At 62.1% G+C, this 19,544-nt stretch carries 14 protein-coding genes; 8 read left to right on the top strand and 6 right to left on the bottom strand.

All coding sequences use genetic code 11. The features are described from left to right. Positions 1-95: 95 nt before the first annotated feature. Genes ACYVL5_RS06690 through ACYVL5_RS06680 form a run of 3 tightly spaced genes read right to left on the bottom strand, consistent with a single transcriptional unit; the run spans position 96 to position 3,977 of the window. Positions 96-2,270, bottom strand: a complete 2,175-nt coding sequence (locus ACYVL5_RS06690; protein WP_460594779.1) for a methyl-accepting chemotaxis protein — start codon at positions 2,268-2,270, stop codon at positions 96-98. Between the two features lie 4 nt (positions 2,271-2,274). Beyond that, positions 2,275-2,634: a cytochrome C gene (locus ACYVL5_RS06685; protein WP_460594778.1), complete on the bottom strand. Its 360-nt coding sequence runs from the start codon at positions 2,632-2,634 to the stop codon at positions 2,275-2,277. A gap of 38 nt (positions 2,635-2,672) precedes the next feature. After that, entirely contained in the window at positions 2,673-3,977 is a 1,305-nt protein-coding gene (locus ACYVL5_RS06680) for a cytochrome C (protein ID WP_460594777.1), read from the bottom strand. A 270-nt stretch (positions 3,978-4,247) separates the two neighbouring features. Between ACYVL5_RS06680 and ACYVL5_RS06675 the strand changes: the two genes are divergently transcribed. The 3 genes from ACYVL5_RS06675 to ACYVL5_RS06665 all read left to right on the top strand — a co-directional run bounded on the left by ACYVL5_RS06675 (position 4,248) and on the right by ACYVL5_RS06665 (position 6,874). Further along, positions 4,248-5,945 (top strand): cytochrome C, encoded by a 1,698-nt coding sequence (locus ACYVL5_RS06675; RefSeq protein ID WP_460594776.1) that lies wholly within the window; start codon positions 4,248-4,250, stop codon positions 5,943-5,945. Positions 5,946-5,952: 7 nt separating this feature from the next. Then, positions 5,953-6,483: an epoxyqueuosine reductase QueH gene (locus tag ACYVL5_RS06670; RefSeq protein WP_460594775.1), complete on the top strand. Its 531-nt coding sequence runs from the start codon at positions 5,953-5,955 to the stop codon at positions 6,481-6,483. Positions 6,484-6,661: 178 nt separating this feature from the next. Beyond that, positions 6,662-6,874 (top strand): DUF2905 domain-containing protein, encoded by a 213-nt coding sequence (locus ACYVL5_RS06665; protein ID WP_460594774.1) that lies wholly within the window; start codon positions 6,662-6,664, stop codon positions 6,872-6,874. Positions 6,875-6,980: 106 nt separating this feature from the next. Here the strand turns inward: ACYVL5_RS06665 and hpnI are convergent, their stop codons facing one another. The 3 genes from hpnI to ACYVL5_RS06650 form a co-directional block, all read right to left on the bottom strand. After that, positions 6,981-8,120 carry a bacteriohopanetetrol glucosamine biosynthesis glycosyltransferase HpnI gene (gene hpnI / locus ACYVL5_RS06660; protein WP_460594773.1) on the bottom strand — a complete coding sequence of 380 codons (1,140 nt, stop codon included), beginning with the start codon at positions 8,118-8,120 and terminating at the stop codon, positions 6,981-6,983. Between the two features lie 215 nt (positions 8,121-8,335). Beyond that, positions 8,336-8,923: a class I SAM-dependent methyltransferase gene (mnmM, locus tag ACYVL5_RS06655; RefSeq protein WP_460594772.1), complete on the bottom strand. Its 588-nt coding sequence runs from the start codon at positions 8,921-8,923 to the stop codon at positions 8,336-8,338. Between the two features lie 8 nt (positions 8,924-8,931). Beyond that, positions 8,932-11,583, bottom strand: coding sequence for an MMPL family transporter (locus ACYVL5_RS06650; RefSeq protein WP_460594771.1), 2,652 nt, complete (start codon positions 11,581-11,583; stop codon positions 8,932-8,934). 230 nt (positions 11,584-11,813) lie between these two features. Between ACYVL5_RS06650 and shc the strand changes: the two genes are divergently transcribed. The 5 genes from shc (at position 11,814) to ACYVL5_RS06625 (ending at position 19,537) form a co-directional block, all read left to right on the top strand. Further along, positions 11,814-13,856, top strand: a complete 2,043-nt coding sequence (gene shc, locus ACYVL5_RS06645) for a squalene--hopene cyclase (protein WP_460594770.1) — start codon at positions 11,814-11,816, stop codon at positions 13,854-13,856. A gap of 9 nt (positions 13,857-13,865) precedes the next feature. Further along, positions 13,866-14,852, top strand: a complete 987-nt coding sequence (hpnA, locus tag ACYVL5_RS06640; RefSeq protein ID WP_460594769.1) for an NAD-dependent epimerase/dehydratase family protein — start codon at positions 13,866-13,868, stop codon at positions 14,850-14,852. Positions 14,853-15,026: 174 nt separating this feature from the next. Beyond that, entirely contained in the window at positions 15,027-16,937 is a 1,911-nt protein-coding gene (gene dxs, locus ACYVL5_RS06635; protein ID WP_460594768.1) for a 1-deoxy-D-xylulose-5-phosphate synthase, read from the top strand. A gap of 164 nt (positions 16,938-17,101) precedes the next feature. Then, complete coding sequence (gene hpnH, locus ACYVL5_RS06630) at positions 17,102-18,100, top strand: adenosyl-hopene transferase HpnH (RefSeq protein ID WP_460594767.1); 999 nt, start codon at positions 17,102-17,104, stop codon at positions 18,098-18,100. Between the two features lie 450 nt (positions 18,101-18,550). Continuing rightward, entirely contained in the window at positions 18,551-19,537 is a 987-nt protein-coding gene (locus ACYVL5_RS06625) for an IS30 family transposase (RefSeq protein WP_460594766.1), read from the top strand. Positions 19,538-19,544: the final 7 nt, after the last annotated feature.

Raw genomic sequence — 19,544 nt, 5'->3', positions numbered from 1 at the left:
AAAGGCAAATCCCCCCGGTCCCCCTTGGCAAAGGGGGGGACGTTGTGGGGGGAGTTGCGGTGTGGTGCTAACCGATGGTGGCCCGACCGTCAGGCTCAGATCTTGAAGCCGTCGATCTCTTTTCTCAGGAGCTCGGTCTGGCGGAAGAGCTTGTTGACCCCCTCGTCCATGACGCGGGTGGCACCCAGGTTGGCGTCGGTGGCTGCCTGGATCTCGTCCACAGAGCTCACGATCTGCTCGGAACCGCGGGTCTGCTCGTCGCAGGCCCTTTTTATGTGGGAGATCATCTCGGTGATGCTCTCGGTGCTCTTGGCGATCAGGCCACCGACCTTGTTCTGCTCGCGGGTGGAGGAGAGCACCTGGGAGGTGAGGGTCTTCATGTTCTCCACCGCCCCCATGATCATCTCGCTCCCCTGGCCCTGCTCGCGGGTGGCCTTGGCGATCTGGGATACCATCTCGGAGACCTGCTCCATGGCCTCGCGGATCATCTGGCTACCCTTGGCCTGCTCGACGGTGGTGCGGGCGATCTCCGCCACCTGGGCGGTCGCCTCGTTGACCCCCAGCACGATCTTGTGGAGCGCCTCGCCCGACTTCTCGGAGAGGATCTCGCCGTCGCTGATGCTCTGCTCGGCCTGCTCGATCGCCTCGACGGCCCGAGCGGTCTCGTCCTGGACGCCGCGGATCACCTGGGCGATTTCGCGGGTGGAGGCCGAGGTCCTTTCGGAGAGTTCCTTGATCTCGTCGGCCACCACGGCAAAGCCCTTGCCGTGCTCGCCCGCCTGCGCCGCGATGATGGCGGCGTTCAAGGCCAAAAGGTTGGTCTGCTCGGCCACCTCGTCAATGACCGAGAGGATCTCGCCGATATCGGTGGCCCGCTCGGAGAGGGTGGTGATGACCTCGCTGGTGATCTGGGAGGAGCGCTTGATCTCCTGCATACCGTTGATCATCGCCTCCACCGACTCGCGGCCGGTCTCGGCGTCCATGCGGACCGCGGCCGAGATGGAGGCGGTCTCGTTGGCGTTTCTTTCCACCTGCTTGATGGAGCTGTCCATCTGCATGACGGAGGAGGCGGTGGCGGTGGCGACTTCCATCAGGCTCACCACGCCGTTGCCGACTTCCTTGATGGATACCCCCATCTCGACGATCGAGGAGGAGACCTCGTTGACCGACTGGGAGAGGTTCTCCATGCTCTGCACGACCTCCTCGACGCTGGAGGCCATCTCCAGGATGGAGGAGGAGCTCTCCGAGGCGGAGGCCGAGAGGGAATCGACCCCTTCCGCGACCCCCTTGATGGAGGTGTTGATCTGCACGATGGCAGCCGAAGTCTTGGCCACGCTCTCCGCCTGGGTCTTGGCCGAGGCCACCACCGAGTGGGAGGCCTTGGACATGGTCTCCGAGACGGCGGCCAGTTCGGCCGACGAGCGGGAGACCTTCCCCATCATCCCGGAGAGCTTCCCGGTCATCTCGTTGAAGTCCGCCCCGAGGGTGCCGATCTCGTCGTAGGCATCCATCTCGACCTTGCAGGTGAGATCCCCTTCCGATCCCCTGTTCACCGCGTCCAGCAGGATCTTGACCCGGGTAACGATGTTGCGGGTGATGCTGAGCCCGAGCCCTACCGCCACCGCGATGGCGAGCAGGATGACCAGCACGAAGACCCCCACCGAGGTCCGCTGGATCTGGGTGACCTGGGAGTTGGCCTGGTTCATCTGGTTGCCGACTTCCAAAAGGATGTCGTCCAGGTCGGCCTTGGCCTTGTCGTTGGCGTCGGAGATGTCCTCGTTGGCCAGCCGGTGGAGGGTGTCGTCGGTAAGCGAGGAGCCGCTCCCCAAGATGGCGCGCTTGTGCTCGACGAGCTTGTCGGCCACCTTTTCGAACTCGTCCCAGCTGGCGAGGAATTTCTTGGTCCGCTGCTCGATGGAACCACCCTTGACGGCGGGCTTGATGCCGAGCTTGACGTTACCGTTCAGAAGCACCTGGGCCTGGCTCTGCAGCAGGTCACGCTTGGTGTGGTAATCCTCGACGTAATCCTCGAACTTGTCCTTCTCGGAACGCACCAGGGCGGCCTGCATCAGGCTCACGTGGCAGTACTTCTGGGTCACCGCCATCAGGAGAACCTGCTTCTGCTCCTTGGAGAGCTGCTCGAGGATGTTCTGGATCTGCCCCCCCACCCTTTTCACGGTGACGACCCCGAAGCTTCCGGTGATCACCACCAAGAGGGCCATGACCATGAAGGCCATGAGCAGGCGGCTGCGCAGCTTTAGTTTCTTCATGAAATCAGCGCTCCGCTTCGCTCAGAAGGTAGTTCATGAGATCGACGGCCTGTTTGACCTGGGCCTTGGTCATGTTGGAGTCGGGCTTTCTCAGCATCTTGATGCCGTAGGCCTTGGTGGCGCTGCGGTCGAAGGGCTGACCGGAGATCGGGGCCACCCCGGTCTGGACCGCGACCACCAGCCGCTCGAGGGTGTGGCACTTGACGCACTTGACGCGCACCACCTCGTAGTCGGCCTTCATGGCCGGTGGAAAGCTGGAGGGATCGAACTGCCTCTCGGCCCCCCTGCCGACGACTCTCAGTCCGGCCTGGGCGGCGGTGGCCGAAAGGGCGATGAGAAGCATGGTGACCAGTACCTTCTTCATGTGGTCTCTCCTTTTTAGGTGCGATACCCGCCCGGACGCTAGAGGCTGAAAGCCAGCGAGGCGAGGGCGGTCCGGTTGATGCCGGTCGGGGCATCGGTGAAGATGTACTCAAGCGACAGCTTGGTGTTTTGCAACGGGGTGTAGGCGATGGCCGGGATGTAGCGCCTGGTGGCGCCGTCCACCCCTTCCTGGAAGTCGTAACGGAAAAGGGGGACCAGGTTGATGGGGGCGCCGAGGTAGTATTCCCCTTCGACGCTGTAGGCGTGGGTCTCCAGCGCGGTCGGAGTGGCGGAGAAGAGCGGGTTGGCGTCCCGGCCGAAGCTGCCGCTCCCCTTCAGGTGGAGCCTCTTGTAGAGGATGTCGATCTCGCCGCCGGCACGGTAGAAGCTGTTCATGTTGCGGGCGATGCCGATCTGGTCGAAGTCGCCGTTACGCCCCTTGTAACCGTAGGCGCCCAGGGTGATGGCCAGGTAGTCCCACACGCTCTCGTTGTCGAGATCGATCTCGGGCTCCTCACCCTTGTAGTCGGTTCCGCCGATCTTCAGGGCCAGGCGGCCGTAGCCGTCGTTTTGGTTCTGGCCGTTTCGGTCCACCACGCCGCCGGCGAAGAAGAGCCGGTTCCCGAGCACCCCGTTGATCTCCAGGGCGTCTTCCGGCGCATCGACAGAGAAGGGGGAGCTCCCGACCAGGTAGGAGGTTGAGGCGTAGGGGGGAACGACGATGACCTTGTTGCTCCGCTTCCAGAGCGACACGTTGGGTTCCATCCGCCCCACTTTCACGTTGATCGGGGTCCCCAAGGCCTCCCTCCAGACCAGGAACAGCTCGCTGATGTTGGGGTTGTTGTTGGGAGGGGTGTTGGCGTTGACGGTCGGGTTGTTGGCGACGGGGCCGGTCTGGGCGCCCTGGGTGTACAGGTTGTAGGTGACGAAGAAGGCCGCCGCGTCGCGGAAGGTGCCGCCGGCCTGCAGCCTCAGGGAACGGGCGGAGAGGTCGAGCTCGTTGCCGTCGAAGGCGTCCCGGTCATAGGCCGCGTCGACGGTGGCGGTGAAGGAAACCGGGATCATCTCCGGCAGGCCGGAAAGCAACGCCCATTCGCTCTTGGAATCCTTCCCCTCGGTCGCCGCCTTGGCAGCGCCCTTCTTGCCGGGGTAGACGTAGTTGTTCCTCAGGAAGGCCTCGCCGAACTCGTTCAATTCGGGATAGATGGTGTGGCAGGTGGAACACTCGGTCTTGTGCTGACGGCTGAAAGCGGGAATGGCGTCCGCCCGGTCCGGCTTCACGAAGGGAGCTGCAAGCACCCCAGCAAGAATTACAATGGCAACGCGGCTTTTCCGGAGCAACATGGCGGTCTCCTGATGCAATTAACGATGTCTCAAAAAATTAAAACTATCTCATTCGAAAGCCGCGGAATGGGCTTAGCCCGCGGGGCAATAGACAGCCGTTAAATAATCAGGGGCGATTATTACTATATTGGTAGTGTGAAGTCAACTTAACAAAACACGGTCCCAGAAATCATTTTTCATGCCGGTGAAGGCTTACTCATATTTTTGCTTACTATTTTGTGCTTGTTGGTGGTATATATAGCGACCAAATCGCTGGGGGAGGCTTTTTCCATGTTTTTGAAATGCATTGTACTGCTGATGTCGATGACTTTTCTCCTTTCCGGCTGTGGAAGCGGCCCGAGCACTGTTCAGCCGACACAGTCAAAGCTGAGTGTCTCCCAGACCTGCATGCAGGTCGCCTGTCACGGCGCGATGACCTCGCCGGGAACCGGGGCACTGATCGTCAACGAGTGGCTGGCCTCCACCCACAACACCAACAACGGTGCGGGGTGCGCCGATTGCCACGAGCCCGACGCGGGACACCCGAACCTCTGCAACAAGTGCCACGCCGGCGGGGGATTCTCGGTGGTCATCAACCCGGACGCCTCCGGCAAATGCGGCAAATGCCACGGGCTCAACCACCCGGGCGACATCATGGTCACCCTCTCCCCCAACCACTTCGGGAACATGACCGCGAGCCTTGCCCAGAACAATTACCGGGCGAGCTACGTGAGCTCCCTCTACATCAACAACTGCAATAAGTGCCACAACCCGCACGACCCGACCTCCGCCCGCCAGGTGAACGCGGACTGGGCCGACTCCGGGCACGGCAACGTGACCAAGGCCCGCACCAACTACGACTTCAAGACCCGCGGCACCTACCAGCCGGTGGCCACCACCTTCCAGTACTTCTGCGAGCGCTGCCACACCACCACCGGCTTTATCAAGTTCGTCACCAGCGGCTTCACCGACCAGGCCCCCTTCGCCGGCCCCGGCGCCCAGGTGGTGCAGAACGCCCCGGTCCAGGTACCGGCCGGACAGGCCCAGCCGGCCGACACCCCGTCACCGGACAAGACCAAGGAAGTCACCGGCTGCGATGCCTGCCATGACGACGGCCACGGACGCGCCTACGGGTACCAGGTGAGAAACGTCCCGGCCGCGGTGATCTACTACAACTTCTCCTCCTCCAATGCATCGCCGACCGTGAAACTGAACAACAACCCGGTCACCTTCCCCGACCTGGGCGACTCCAACGTCTGCATGCCGTGCCACACCGGCCGCGGCATCGGCCGCATGGTCAAGGACGCGGCCGCCGCCGGGATGGATTTCAGCAACACCAATGCCCCGAGCGCCCACGACCGCGCCTCCGGCATCACGCTGTTCCAGGTCGGCGGTTACGAGTTCCCGGGTCTCGACTACACCAACCTCGGCTTCCAGCACTGGCAGGTCGGCCAGGCCAACTTCAAGGGGACCGGCACCAGCGGCCCCTGCGTCACCTGCCACATGAAGAACAGCCATTCGCACCTGTTCCTGCCGGTGACCTTCGACACCACCGGGGCGGTCACCGCCCTGCCGGCTAACTGCGCCTCCTGCCACACCGGGGCGAACAGCCTCGACCTCACCACCTACAACACCCGCAAGGCCGGGTTCCAGGCGGCCATGGCGATCCTCAACAAGCTCCGCACCGGCAAGGTCGTCTCGCTCCCCAACCGTAACTCCAACTACAACGCGGCCTGGCCCGGCGGCGGCGCCAACACCATGGGGGTCGCCTTCAACTACGGCTGGCTCTCCAACGACACCGGCGCCTTCGCCCACAACCCGCTGTACGTGAAGCGGATCATCTACGACAGCATCGACTGGATCTACTACGGCTCGTTCGGCAACGACGTGGCGGCGGCCATCAACAGCGTGCCGGTCGCCGGCACCATAACCGCGGCCACCAAGACCAACGCCATCAACTACCTCATGCCGAGCGGCACCCGTCCGTAAGGGGAACATGAAACTACTTCTGCACATCTGCTGCGGCCCCTGCGCCGTCTACCCAGTCAAGGAACTGAGGTCAGGCGGCGCAGAGGTCACCGGCTTCTTCTTCAACCACAACATCCATCCCTACACCGAGTTCCGCGCCCGAAGAAACGCCGTCCGCGAATACGCCGGGATGATCGAGCTCGAGGTCATCTACCGAAACGAGTACCTCCTCGAAGAGTTCCTTGCCAACGTCGCCGGCAATCCGCAATCGCGTTGCGGCTACTGCTACCACTCCCGGCTGGAGGAGACCGCCAAGACGGCGGCCGAGCAGGGATTTCCCGCCTTTTCCTCGACGCTTCTCTACAGCAGGTACCAAAATCACGATCTGATCAGGGAGTTCGGGGAGAAACTGGGAGAGCGCTACGGGGTGAAGTTCCACTACGACGATTTCAGGCGTGGGTGGCAGGACGGGATCGATCTTTCGAAGGAGATGGGGCTCTATCGGCAGAAGTATTGCGGCTGCATCTACAGCGAAAAAGACCGCTATGTGAGAAAATAGGTTCCGAAAACCTTCCCTCACCCCTGCCCCTCTCCCCCAGTGGGGGCGAGGGGAGTTGAAAAAAAAGGGAGAGGGTGGCCGAAGGCCGCGCCCACATTACCCTCGCCCCCTTGGGGGAGAGGGTGGCCGAAGGCCGGGTGAGGGTGGTTTTTGAAGTTAGAACAAGAAGGTATCGTCCATGCCTCAATTCGGTAAATCGCTCATCGTTATCGGTCTTGTCATCGCCCTTATCGGCGTGATCCTGACCCTGGCCGGCCGCATCCCCTGGCTCGGCCGGCTTCCCGGCGACATCTATGTCAAGCGGGAGAACTTCACCTTCTACTTCCCGCTCGCCACAAGCATCATCGTCTCCATCGTCCTATCCTTCATCCTCTGGCTTTTCCGGAAATAACAATCGGCCATCGTGTAGGTTGCGTTGAACGGCTTCTTCGTGAAACGCAACGATCCCCGTGGAGGCCGTCGCGTTTCGTACCTCAACGCGACCTACGCTATCTCACCTACCCTATCTCGACGATCTTCCCGCCCCGGTTCAACTGGAACAGGTGCCCCCGCCAGAGGACACGGTTTCCCACCAAGGAGAGCGCCCAGACCCCGAACGATAACGCGTCCCGGATCGGCAACAGCCAAAGCCAGCCGGGAAGGAGCCGATCCTTGACGTAGGCGCGGCTGTAACCCAGGCACGCCAGGCTGCGGACCAGGTAGAGAAGCGCCGCCGCCGCGAAGCCGGCCGCCGAGAAGCCGGAGAGAAGGAGAGCCGCGAGTGCTCCCGGGAAGGGCAGCGTGATGCCGGAAGCGAGATACCCGCCGGGACGGGAGACCCGCATGGTCCGCCCCCAGCGCAGCTGCCGCACGAGCACCTCGGAGACCGATTCGCTCCCCTTCATGATGCTCTCGACGAAGTAGGGGGAGAGCTCAAGCTTGAAGCCGGCGCGGTGGATCATGTTGCCGAGCTGGTAGTCGTCGGCCAGGTAGTCGACCAGCGCCTCGAAGCCGCCGATCTTGTCGAGCGCGCTCTGGCGTACCGCCATCGATGCCCCCAGGGCGAAGCTCAGCCCTTCCAGCTTGACCGCCGCCATGACGTTGGGGACCATCTCGCAGGAGAAGCCGAGCGCCTCGACAGCGCAGCCTACCCCTTGGACGCCGGAGGTGCGGTAGAGGGAGGTGACGAGCCCCACCTCGGGGTCGGCGAAGGGGGCCATGACCTCGGCCAGGTAGGTGGGACGGACGCGGATGTCGCTGTCGCAGACGATGAGGAAGGGGTGCCTGGCCTTGGCACGGGCGTGCATGAGGTTGCAGACCTTGTAGTTGGCCCCGTGGATGCCGCCGTCGATGACGAGCTCGATGTCGACCTCGGGGAAGGCGGCCACCACCTCCCTGATCACCGAGATGACGGGGTCGGTGGTGGAGGCGACGGCGAAGACGATCTGGTACTCGGGGTACTCCTGGCGGCAGAAAGAGGAGAAGTTTTCGAAGCTCTCGCCATCCATTCCCTTGACCGGCTTGAGGATGGAGACCGGCGGCGTGTAGCCGGGAAGGGGCTTCCGGCTGCCGAAGAAGCTCCGGCCGCAGTAATAGGTCAACCCGGCATACACCATGGCCGGCGCGGTGGCGATGAATGGTAAAACATTGCGGAGCATCGAGTACCTCTAAAAGACGAGCTTAAAAACTGCCCTCACCCGGCCTTCGGCCACCCTCTCCCCCAACGGGGGCGAGGGTATATTCTGGAGACCTTCGGCCACCCTCTCCCCCAATGGGGGCGAGGGTTTAATCTGGAGGCCTTCCCGTAAAGGGGAGGGGTTATTCAATATTCCCTCGCCCCCATTGGGGGAGAGGGGCAGGGGTGAGGGAAGGTTTAGACTTTTTCCACCCACACCAAATACGGTGCCACCTTGGAACGGTTCATCTGGCGGCTCGTCCAGACGTTAAAGCGGCGCGGGTCGAGCGCGGCCGCCCACTCCTCTACCGCCTGCGCTTCCTCCGGCCCGCCGGGATGCCCGGTGTAGAGGGCAACGGTGATTATCCCCGCCGGCTTCAAAAGGGAAGCCGCCTGCCCGAGCGCCGCAACAGTCGATTCCGGGGAGGTCACCAGCGAGCAATCTCCGCCGGGAAGGTACCCGAGGTTGAAGACCACCGCCGAGAGCCCCTCCGGCACGAACCCTGAAAGTTCCTCGTGCCCGGCCTGAACGAGTTCCACCCGCCCGGCCAGCCCCTTCTCCTCCAAGAGCGCACGAGTCGCCTCGATGGCCACCCGCTGCAGGTCAAAGGCCCAGACGCGCCCCCCCTCCCCTACCAGCTCGGCCAGGAGTGCGGTGTCGCCGCCGTTGCCGCAAGTGGCATCGACCGCCAGCTCCCCCGCGCTAACGTGCCCGGCGAGCAGGAAATGGGAAAGCGGCACCGCCCCCCGCAATTCCCCCCTCGCTTCCCTGGCTTCCGCCGCCACGGCCGCCCCTACTTCTTCCCCGCCAGTTCGAGCACGGCGGGGAGGGTGATCATGAAGGCGATCTGGCAGGCGACCATGCCGAGCGACATGACGGCGCCGATGGAGAAAACTCCCTGGTGGTGCGCCACCATCAAAGCTCCGAAGCTTGCCATGATGGTGAGGGTGTTGAGAAGGACCCCCACGCCGGTACTGGAGGTCACCACGGTGGCGGCGCTCTCGTCCTCGCGCCGGAAGCGGTTGATGATGTAGATGCCGGAGTCGACCGCAATCCCCAGGACGAGCGGCATGACGATGATGTTGGCGGAGTTGAAGCTGATCCCGAAGATCCACATCCCGGCCACCATGAAGAGTATCCCCACCACCAGCGGCACGAGGCCGATGAGGGCGAACTTGATGCTCCGGAAGGCGACCAGCAGGATCCCGACGATGGCCACGAAGGCATAGATGAAGGCCATCCGGTAGGCGTCGCGCATGATGGTCATCGACTCGTACACCATGACCGGTTCGCCGGTGGCATGGGGCTCGATCCTTCTCACGTCGTCAAGGAAGGCCTTGAGCGGTTTCAGGTCGAAGATCTCGTTCTTGGGCGCCACCTGGAGCATGAGCTTGCCGGTCTTGCCGACGAAGCGCGCCCGCAGGTCCGCCGGGATGTCCTGGTCGCCGACCGGGTGGGCGTTCAGGCTCTGTTTCAAGAGGGCGATCTTTTCCGGGAGCTCGGCGAACATCCCCCCCTGGAAATCCTGCAGCATCCCGACCGCGTTCTTGTCGCGCTCCTTGTCGAGCTTGGCGAAGAAAGCGTCGAGCACGGTGAGGAACTTGCCGACCGGCTTGGCCTCCGGGCGCCGTTGCTGCTCGAGCCTGGCCTTGACCTTCACCACCGCGTTCCTGAAATCCTCGAAGACGCGGGGGAGCTCCATGAGGGAGAGCTCCGGCTCGTACTTCTGCGGCTTGACCTGGTCGAGCTCCTGCCGAATGGCGGCCAGCTCGGCGAGCTTCTCGGGCTGCTGGTCGGGGACGAAGGTGTTGATGCTCACCACGTGGTCCACGGTGGGAAGCGCCTCCAGCTTCTTGGTCTTCTCGGCGGCCTCGGCAGGGTTGTTGGCGGTGGCCACGGCGAAGTAGCCCGCGTTCTCCTTGCTGCTCATGAGCTTGTAGGCGTAGGTCACCGACTGGAGCCCCTTGGCCTGCAGGTTCATGAGGTTGTAGTCGAAGGAGATCTTCGACAGCGGATAGAGCGACGCGGCGCAGAGAACGGCGGTGGCCGCGATCACGAAACGGGGATGCCCGAAGAGGAGCATGGAGAGCCGGGGAAAGCGCGGGGCGGATTCGGCGTGGGCAACCCGGCGCGGCTTTCTCCAGCGGGCCAGCAGGACCAGCATGGCGGGGAGCACGGTGAAGGTCACCGCGACGCAGATGGCGACCCCGCCGGCGGCGATGATCCCCAGTTCGGCGATGCCGCGGAAATCGGTGAAGACGAAGGTCAAAAAGGCGGCGGCCACGGTGGCGGCGGCCATCACGATCGCCCAGACGTTACGCTGAAGGCCGATGCCGATGGCGTCCAGCTCCTGCTGCCCAAGCCGGAGCTCCTCCTGGTAGCGGAGCACAAGCTGGATCCCGTACTCGATCCCGATCCCGATCAGCATGATGGCGAACACCATGGAGAGGATGTTCAGGTGGCCGACCGCGGCGGTGGCGAACCCGAAGGAGAGCGAGATGGCGACCAGAAGGGAGATCATGGCGGCGAAGACGTTGAGCACCCCGCGGAAGGCCAGAAGCAGGAGCACCACGGTGAGCGCGAGCGACACCACGGTGGCGATGGAGATGTCCCGCTGGCTGGTGGTCATCTCCTCGTTCTCGAGGACCGGCGAGCCGGTGAGGCCGACCGTTACCCCCTTGAACTCGGGAAGCTTCCGGAGCTTGGCCACCTCGGCGCGCACCTTGGCGATGGCGGCCTGGGCCGGGACGAAGCCGGTCATCTTTCTCACCGGGAGCGCGGTCAGGATCTGCTGCTTGCCCGCCTTGGCGAAGGAGGAATCCTGGCTCATGAACATCCCCTCGATGGAGGGGGGAGCCCCCCCCGCCGCACCGAAGGTGGAGAAGCCGGTCCCAAGCTTGTCGAGCATGAAGACGATCTCGGGAAGCTTCGAGTTGTCCCCGGCGACGTAGGCGTCCATGGTCCTCGTCATGTAGGTGAAGAGGGTCTGCACCGACGGCGACCTGGAGAGCTCCTTCAGGGCCGGGGTGGCCAGGGTGATGTTCCGGTGGAGCTCCTTTAGGTCGGAAAGCGGCATGAAGAGCAGGCCGTTGTCCCGGAAGAAGGGGAGCGCGTAGGGATAGAAGACCTGGGCGAAGTGCTCTTTGTCGGCGGAAAGGGCGTCGAAGAGCTTCTGGCCGAAGGCGCCGGCCTTCTCGGCGTCCTGGCTTTCGATGACCGCCACTATGTCTTCGGGGTCGCCGAACTCAGCACGATAGGCCTGATAGTCACGGTTGAAGGATGTGTTCTTCGGCATCAGGTCATCCCGGCCGGTGAGAAACTCCATCCGCTGTGAGGTATACACAAGAGAGAGCGCCGACAGTACCAAGGCCACCAACACGACCAGCCAGGGATGTCTCGACGAGAGGGAAAAGAGTGCGCTCCGCGATTTCGCGTTTTCGTTCATAGTTATCCTGCCTTCCTTTGCCCCGGGTCAAAGAGATGCAACCTAGCACACCATTGGGGGCTAAATCAAGATTCGGCAGCGAAACCGACGATTTAATAGATACATAGGCAATCCGCGATCAAAAAAGGGTGTACCTTTGAGCAAAGTTATGGTATTTCTGCCAGCTTGTAACTAGCATTAAAACCGATACACTGCATGAACTTACGCCAATCCACCAAAAGGAGTTTGTGGTGACATCCCCCTTCAAGCACCCCATATCACCCGCACTAACTTCATTCAACGGGCCCGCCGTCGAACCGGAGAAGGTCGTCGGCCAGAACCAGGGAGCCAAGGTACACCGGCTTCCCCCTTCCATCTGGAAGCGGAAGCCGGGGAGCGCGCAGACCCAACTCGACGTAGCGATCGAAGCAAGCAGGGATTTCTTTTTCAGAGAGCAGCTCCCGCAGGGGTACTGGTGGGCCGAGCTCGAATCGAACACTACCATCACCGCCGAATATATCATGCTGTTTCACTTCCTGGGTCTGGTCGACCACGAGAAACAGCGCAAGATGGCCAACTACCTCCTCTCCAAGCAGACCGAGGACGGCTCCTGGACCATCTACTTCGGCGGCCCCGGCGATCTCTCCACCACGGTGGAGGCCTACTTCGCGCTGAAACTCGCCGGCTACCCGGCCGAACACCCGGCCATGCAGAAGGCGCGCGCCTTCGTGCTGGAGCACGGCGGGATCATCAAGACCCGCGTCTTCACCAAGATCTTCCTGGCCCTTTTCGGTGAGTTCGCCTGGTTCGGGGTCCCGAGCATGCCGGTGGAGCTCATGCTCCTCCCCAACTGGGCCTACTTCAACATGTACGAGCTCTCCAGCTGGGCCCGGGCCACCATCATCCCGCTTTCGGTGGTGATGACCAACCGTCCGGTGAAGAAGCTTCCCCCCTCCATGCGCGTGCAGGAGCTCTTCGTGAGGCCCCCGCGCCCCATCGATTATACCTTTACCAAGGAAGACGGGATCCTCACCTGGAAGAACTTCTTCATCGGCGTGGACCACATGCTGAAGGTCTACGAGAGAAGCCCGATCCGTCCCTTCAAGAAGCGGGCGATGGCGGTAGCCGAGAAGTGGGTGCTCGATCACCAGGAGAATACCGGCGACTGGGGCGGTATCCAGCCGGCCATGCTGAACGCCATCCTCTGCCTGAACGCGCTCGGGTACCCGAACGACCACCCGGTCATCGTGCGCGGGATGGAGGCACTGGCCAACTTCTGCATCGAGAGCGACGACCAGCTCGTTTTGCAGTCCTGCATCTCGCCGGTCTGGGACACCGCGCTCGCCCTGAAGGCGCTCACCGACGCCGGGGTCCCCAACGACCACCCGTCGCTCGTCAAGGCCGCCCAGTGGCTCCTCGACAAGGAAGTGAGGAAGCCGGGCGACTGGAAGATCAAGGCACCGGAACTCGAGGCGGGGGGCTGGGCCTTCGAATTCCTCAACGACTGGTATCCGGACGTCGACGACTCCGGCTTCGTGATGATGGCCCTCAAGGGGATCAAGGTCAAAGACCGAAAGCACATGGAAGGTGCCATCAAGCGCGGCATCAACTGGTGCCTGGGGATGCAGAGCAAGAACGGCGGCTGGGGCGCCTTCGACAAGGACAACACCAAGTACCTCCTGAACAAGATCCCCTTCGCCGACCTGGAGGCGCTGATCGATCCCCCGACCGCGGACCTGACCGGCCGCATGCTGGAGCTGATGGGGAACTTCGGCTACTCGAAGAACTACGACGCCGCCGTCCGCGCCCTGGACTTCCTGAAGACCACCCAGGAGCCGGAGGGGTGCTGGTGGGGACGCTGGGGTGTCAACTACCTCTACGGCACCTGGTCGGTTCTTTGCGGCCTGCAGGCGATCGGCGAGGACATGACCCAGCCCTACATCCGCAAGGCGGTGAACTGGATCAAGTCGCACCAGAACATCGACGGCGGCTGGGGCGAGACCTGCGAGTCGTACCACGACCGCACCCTGATGGGTATCGGCGAGAGCACCGCCTCCCAGACCGGCTGGGCGCTGTTGGCCCTGATGGCGGCGGGCGAGGCGAACTCGTCGGCGGTGACCCGCGGCATCCAGTACCTGATCTCCACCCAGAAGGCCGACGGCACCTGGGACGAGACCCAGTACACCGGCACCGGGTTCCCCAAATACTTCATGATCAAGTACCACATCTACCGCAACTGCTTCCCGCTGATGGCGCTCGGCACCTACCGCGAGCAGACCGCGGGCAAGGAGTAGGCTTAGGCCGTGAAAGCGTTCGTCACCGGGGCCACCGGTTTCATAGGTGCCAGCATCGTCCGGGAGCTTCTGAAGGACGGAGTGGAGGTGCGGGTGCTCGCCCGCCCCGGCTCCGACCGGAGAAACCTCGACGGTCTCGAGGTGGAGATCTTCGAGGGTGACCTCTCCGACCAGGCGTCGCTTACCCGGGGCCTGGCCGGCTGCGGTCGGCTCTTCCACGCCGCCGCCGATTACCGGCTCTGGACGAAGAACCCTGCTTCCATGTACGATGCCAACGTCGGGGGGACCACCAGGATCCTCACCGCCGCCCTCGAAGCAGGTGTCGAAAAGGTCGTCTATACCTCCAGCGTCGGAACGCTGGGGAACCCGGGGGACGGCACTCCCGGGACCGAGTCCACCCCGGTGGATTTCGGGCAGATGGTCGGGGACTACAAGAAGAGCAAGTTCCTGGCCGAGCGTGCCGCCGAGGGGTTGATCGAGAATGGGCTTCCCCTGGTGATCGTCAATCCCTCCACCCCGGTGGGGCCGATGGACATCAAGCCGACCCCGACCGGGAAGATCATCGTCGATTTTTTGAACGGAAAGATGCCGGCCTATCTCGACACCGGATTGAACCTGATCGACGTCGAGACCTGCGCGCGGGGGCACCTGCTCGCGGCTGAAAAGGGAAGGATCGGGGAGAAGTACATCCTCGGCAACGAGAACCTGACCCTGGCCCGCATCTTCACCCTGCTTTCCGAGATCACCGGTCTTAAGGCCCCCAAGGTCAGGCTCCCCTACTACCCCATCCTGGCCGCAGCCTATGTGAACGAGGCGATCTCGGCCGTGACCGGGAAGGAGCCGCTCATCCCGCTCGCCGGGGTGCAGATGGCAAAAAAATTCATGTACTTTGACCCGTCCAAGGCGGTAGCCGAACTGGGGCTCCCGCTCACCCCGATCAAGGGATCCTTGGAGCGCGCGGTCGATTGGTTCCGCAGCCACGGCTACGCGAAGTAGCCTCCCTACGTCCCCCCCTATACCCTCTCCCCCCGGGAGAGGGTGGCCGAAGGCCGGGTGAGGGAGGTTTTCGTCGCCACCAGCTGCCCAGGTTGGCGCCTCCGTTGAGGCAGCGCCCTCCTGCATATAGTGCGTTCACCTATTTTTTCCTTTTCTCTAAGTACGGGTCGATACATGTACAAGCTCCTTTCCAAGATCAATGGTCCCGGTGACCTGAAGAAGCTCAAGACCGACGAACTGGTGAAGCTCGCCGACGAAGTGCGCGAGTTCCTTCTGGAGACCGTCCCCAAGACCGGCGGGCACCTCGCCTCCAACCTCGGCTGCGTCGAGCTCTCCATCGCCCTTCACTACTGCTTCAACTCCCCGGTGGACAACATCGTCTGGGACGTCGGCCACCAGGCCTACACCCACAAGATCCTCACCGGCCGCCGCGACCGCTTCCACACCCAGCGCTGCTACAAGGGGCTGAGCGGTTTCCCGAAGCGAAGCGAGTCTCCCCATGACGCCTTCGGCGTCGGGCACTCCTCCACCTCGATCTCGGCGGGACTCGGGATGGCGGTCGCCCACGCACTTTCCGGCGACGACAGCCGCGCCATCGCGGTGATCGGCGACGGCTCGCTCACCGGCGGCATGGCCTTCGAGGCCCTGAACCAGGCGGGGCATCTCAGAACGAACCTGATCGTGGTCCTAAACGACAACGAGATGTCGATCTCCAAGAACGTGGGGGCGCTATCCTCCTTCATCTCCAGGAAGATGACCGGCGGCTACTACCGCGGCCTCAAGAAGGAGATGGAAGGGCTCATCTCCTCCATCCCGGCCATCGGCGGGAACATCCTGCACTTCGCCAAGAAGGCCGAGAACACCCTGAAGGGGTTCCTGACCCCGGGGACACTGTTCGAAGCGCTCGGCTTCGAGTACGTCGGCCCCCTTCCCGGCCACGACATCCCCACCATGATCGGCGTGCTGGAGAACGTGAGGCACCTGGAAGGGCCGATCCTTCTCCACGTGATGACCAAGAAGGGGAAAGGGTATCCGCCGGCCGAGCAGACTCCCGACAAGTTCCACGGCATCGCCCCGGTGAAGCCTGCCAGCGCGGCGCCCGCCAAGCCGGCTCCCCCCTCCTACACCCAGGTGTTCGGCGAGACGCTGGTGAAGCTGGGGGCTACCGACAAGAAGATCGTCGCCATCACCGCCGCCATGCCGGACGGCACCGGGCTCTCCCCCTTCGCCAAGGCCTACCCCGACCGTTTCTTCGACGTCGGCATCGCCGAGCAGCACGGCCTCACCTTCGCGGCGGGGCTTGCCGCGGAAGGGTTCCGTCCGGTGGCGGCCATCTACTCGACCTTCCTGCAGCGCGCCTACGACCAGGTGTTCCACGACATCTGCCTGCAAAAACTCGGCGTCACCCTGGCGCTCGACCGCGCGGGGCTGGTCGGCGACGACGGCCCGACTCACCACGGCGCCTTCGACATCTCGTACCTAAGGCACCTGCCGGAATTGACCGTGATGGCGCCCAAGGACGAGAACGAGCTGCAGCACATGCTGAAGACCGCCATCTACCTCGGCCGTCCGGTTTCCCTTCGCTACCCGCGCGGCGCAGGTTTCGGGGTCGCGATGGACAAGGAGATCAAGGAACTCGAGATCGGCAAGGGGGAACTGCTCCTGGAAGGAAGCGACGTCACCCTGGTGGCCATCGGCTCCACCGTCTATCCTGCCCTGGAAGCCGCCGAGCTTCTCAAGGAGAAAGGGATCTCCGCCGGGGTGGTCAACGCCCGCTTCGTGAAGCCGCTCGACACCGCGCTGATCCTTGGCGAGGCGAAGAAGAGCGGCTGCATCGTCACCGTCGAGGAGAACTCGCTGCAGGGCGGCTTCGGCAGCGCCGTACTCGAGGCGATCTACGACTCCGGGCTCTCCTCCATCCGCGTGAAGCGGCTCGGGATACCGGATCACTTCGTCGAGCACGGCAGCCAGGCGGAACTCAGGAGAGATCTCGGGATCGACGGCGCCGGGATCGCCGAATCCACCGAAGCCTTCGTCAGGAAGGCCGAAGAAGGCGGCCGTCAGCAACTGGCCCGCGTGAAGTAATCCAGTACGGCGACAAAGAACAAACGGGACCGGTCATAGGGCGCCCCATTAACCCTTTGACTCGTCCCGTTTTATCGTGTAATAAATGCGCCGCGCTTTTCCCGCAAGGGAGCCTGGCCTGTAATGGCACTCAACGACTCGAAGTAAGGTAAGGAAAGAAAACCATGCGTTTCCCGATGCGACTCAACTATGACCTGACCAAATACATCGTCTCCAACAAGATGAAGAAGAACGACAAGTATCCGCTGGTGCTGATGCTTGAGCCGACCCATCTTTGCAACCTTGCCTGCTCCGGCTGCGGCAGGATCCGTGAGTACGCCGACACCATCCAGGCGATGATGAGCCTTGAGGAGTGCCTGGCCTCCGTGGACGAGTGCCCGGCACCGGTAGTGACCATTACCGGCGGCGAGCCGTTCCTCTATCCCCACATCTTCGAGCTGATCGAGGCGGTCCTCGAGCGTGGCAAGCACATCTATCTCTGCACCAACGCGCTGTTGCTCGAGAAGGCGCTCGACAAGATGAAGCCGCACCCGAACTTCGTCCTGAACGTCCACATGGACGGCATGGAAGAGACCCACGACCGGATCCTCGAGCGTCCCGGCACCTTCAAGATCGCCATGAGCGCCATCAAGAAGGCCAAGCAGTTGGGCTTCAGGCTCTGCACCAACACCACCATCTTCAAGGAGACCGACCTTGTCGAGATCGAGATGCTCTTCTCGCACCTCAAAGAGATGGGCGTCGACGGCTTCCTGGTGGCGCCGGGCTTCGGCTACGAGGCGGTAGGCGAGAAGCTCTTTTTGGAGCGCCGCGAGATCCAGAAGAAGTTCGAGCAGGTCTTCGAGATGAGCAAGCGCTTCCCGTTCTTCTCCACCCCGATGTATCTCCGCTTTTTGAAGGGCGAGAAGGAGCTCCAGTGTACCCCGTGGGGGAACCCGACCAGGAACCCGCAGGGTTGGAAGGCCCCCTGCTACCTGATCACCGACGCCCACTATGGAAGCTTCAAGGAGATGATGGAGAAGACCGAGTGGGACAAGTACGGCGTCGGCAAAGACCCGCGTTGCGCCCAGTGCATGATGCACTGCGGCTTCGAGCCCACCGTCGTCTCCGAGATCGGCAAGAGCTGGAAAGACATGTGGGAAATGTTCCTGTGGAACCTGTCCTAAAGCACGTAAGAATGCAAGACGGCAAAGCCCGCTCAACTCCTACAGGTGAGCGGGCTTTTTTTATTCGCACAGAAGCCTTGTGCCAAACAGCCTATCATTTTTTCAAAATGGCGCGGGCTGCTTTTATAGTCTCGACCACTTTATCCTCGAACTTCTTCGTCAAACTCTTATCCACTTCCAAGGTACCTTTGCGGTAATTCAATTTAATAACGACTGGCACGACGAAATGTGCGTTGCTAGGGGAGGTAGCGTTATAAAGGCCGATTATCTTGACGCTGCTATCGGGATAGCGATCACTAAAAGACAAGGCCCTGATTGAATCGCAAGACCATGGATGAATTCTAATTCAAAATGCACCACCCTGAAGGAGGGGTAAAAAAGAAGGGACACAGTGAGTTTTTCTGGTAGTTTGGAAGCGCCAACGACCAAACCTCAGAAGGAGAACCCACCGTGCCCCACAAGCATCTTAGCGCAGAAGAACGCTCGTGCATTGAAATTTTTCTCGGCCAGGACATGAGCAGCAGAGATATCGCCGCTGCTCTCAATCGGGCCCATTCATCGATAACCCGGGAGATCAGGCGGAACAGGTCCCTTAGTGGCTACCGAGGCCAGACGGCCCAGAAGAAGGCCGATACGCGGCGCAAACAGCCGAGGCATTTTCGTCGTCAAGAGCATGATCCTCTCGTGAAATACGTCGACAAGAAACTGCGTAACGATTGGTCCCCGGAGCAGATTGCTAACCGAATTCAGATTGACTACCCCGACGACGACCGAATGCGGATCAGCGTCGAAGCCATATATGCTTGGGTCTATACCGCAACTCGCCAGGGAAGCACCATTCACAAGCACCTTAGGAGAGGTCGCAGCCGTCGCCGGCAGCAGAAGCTCTACGGGAAAGGAAAGCGCTTCTTTCCTGAACGTGTCGGCATTGCCGATCGCCCCGAGGAGGTCACCTCTCGTGAACGCTTTGGCGACTGGGAAGGGGATATGGTGTCGGGTTCCTCGGGCAAGCCTGCTCTTGCCACGTGCGTCGAGCGAAAGAGTCGATTTCTTGTGGCGGCAAGAACCGAGGATAAAACGGCTGCCTCCTTCAACGCTGCCATCACTGCGGAAATGCGGTTAATCCCCGAGGACTTGCGAAAGACATTGACGGTGGACAACGGTTCCGAGATGGCGTGTTTCAAAGAACTGGAAGCTCAAACAGGACTGACGACATATTTCTGCGACGCGCATTCTCCCTGGCAGCGCGGAACTAACGAGAACTTCAATGGGCTACTGCGGCAGTACTTTCCCCGGGGTACAACCTTCCGCAGTGTCAAAGAAGAGGCGGTACAGAAGGCAGTCGATCGGCTAAATAACCGCCCCCGCAAGTGTTTAGACTACCGGACGCCCGCTGAGGTCTTTGCTACTGCCCTCGCTGGTGCATTTGCAACTTGAATTGACA

The sequence above is a fragment of the Geomonas sp. Red276 genome (assembly GCF_054784495.1).
This window is presented reverse-complemented; position numbering and strand designations above follow the sequence as displayed.

Excerpts from the sequence above, each read along its gene's own strand:
- ACYVL5_RS06690 (WP_460594779.1), bottom strand. The coding sequence starts at position 2,270 with ATGAAGAAACTAAAGCTGCGCAGCCGCCTGCTCATGGCCTTCATGGTC.
- ACYVL5_RS06670 (WP_460594775.1), top strand. The coding sequence starts at position 5,953 with ATGAAACTACTTCTGCACATCTGCTGCGGCCCCTGCGCCGTCTACCCA.
- hpnI (WP_460594773.1), bottom strand. The coding sequence starts at position 8,120 with ATGCTCCGCAATGTTTTACCATTCATCGCCACCGCGCCGGCCATGGTG.
- hpnH (WP_460594767.1), top strand. The coding sequence starts at position 17,102 with ATGCGTTTCCCGATGCGACTCAACTATGACCTGACCAAATACATCGTC.
- ACYVL5_RS06650 (WP_460594771.1), bottom strand. The coding sequence starts at position 11,583 with ATGAACGAAAACGCGAAATCGCGGAGCGCACTCTTTTCCCTCTCGTCG.
- ACYVL5_RS06665 (WP_460594774.1), top strand. The coding sequence starts at position 6,662 with ATGCCTCAATTCGGTAAATCGCTCATCGTTATCGGTCTTGTCATCGCC.
- ACYVL5_RS06680 (WP_460594777.1), bottom strand. The coding sequence starts at position 3,977 with ATGTTGCTCCGGAAAAGCCGCGTTGCCATTGTAATTCTTGCTGGGGTG.
- ACYVL5_RS06685 (WP_460594778.1), bottom strand. The coding sequence starts at position 2,634 with ATGAAGAAGGTACTGGTCACCATGCTTCTCATCGCCCTTTCGGCCACC.
- ACYVL5_RS06675 (WP_460594776.1), top strand. The coding sequence starts at position 4,248 with ATGTTTTTGAAATGCATTGTACTGCTGATGTCGATGACTTTTCTCCTT.
- dxs (WP_460594768.1), top strand. The coding sequence starts at position 15,027 with ATGTACAAGCTCCTTTCCAAGATCAATGGTCCCGGTGACCTGAAGAAG.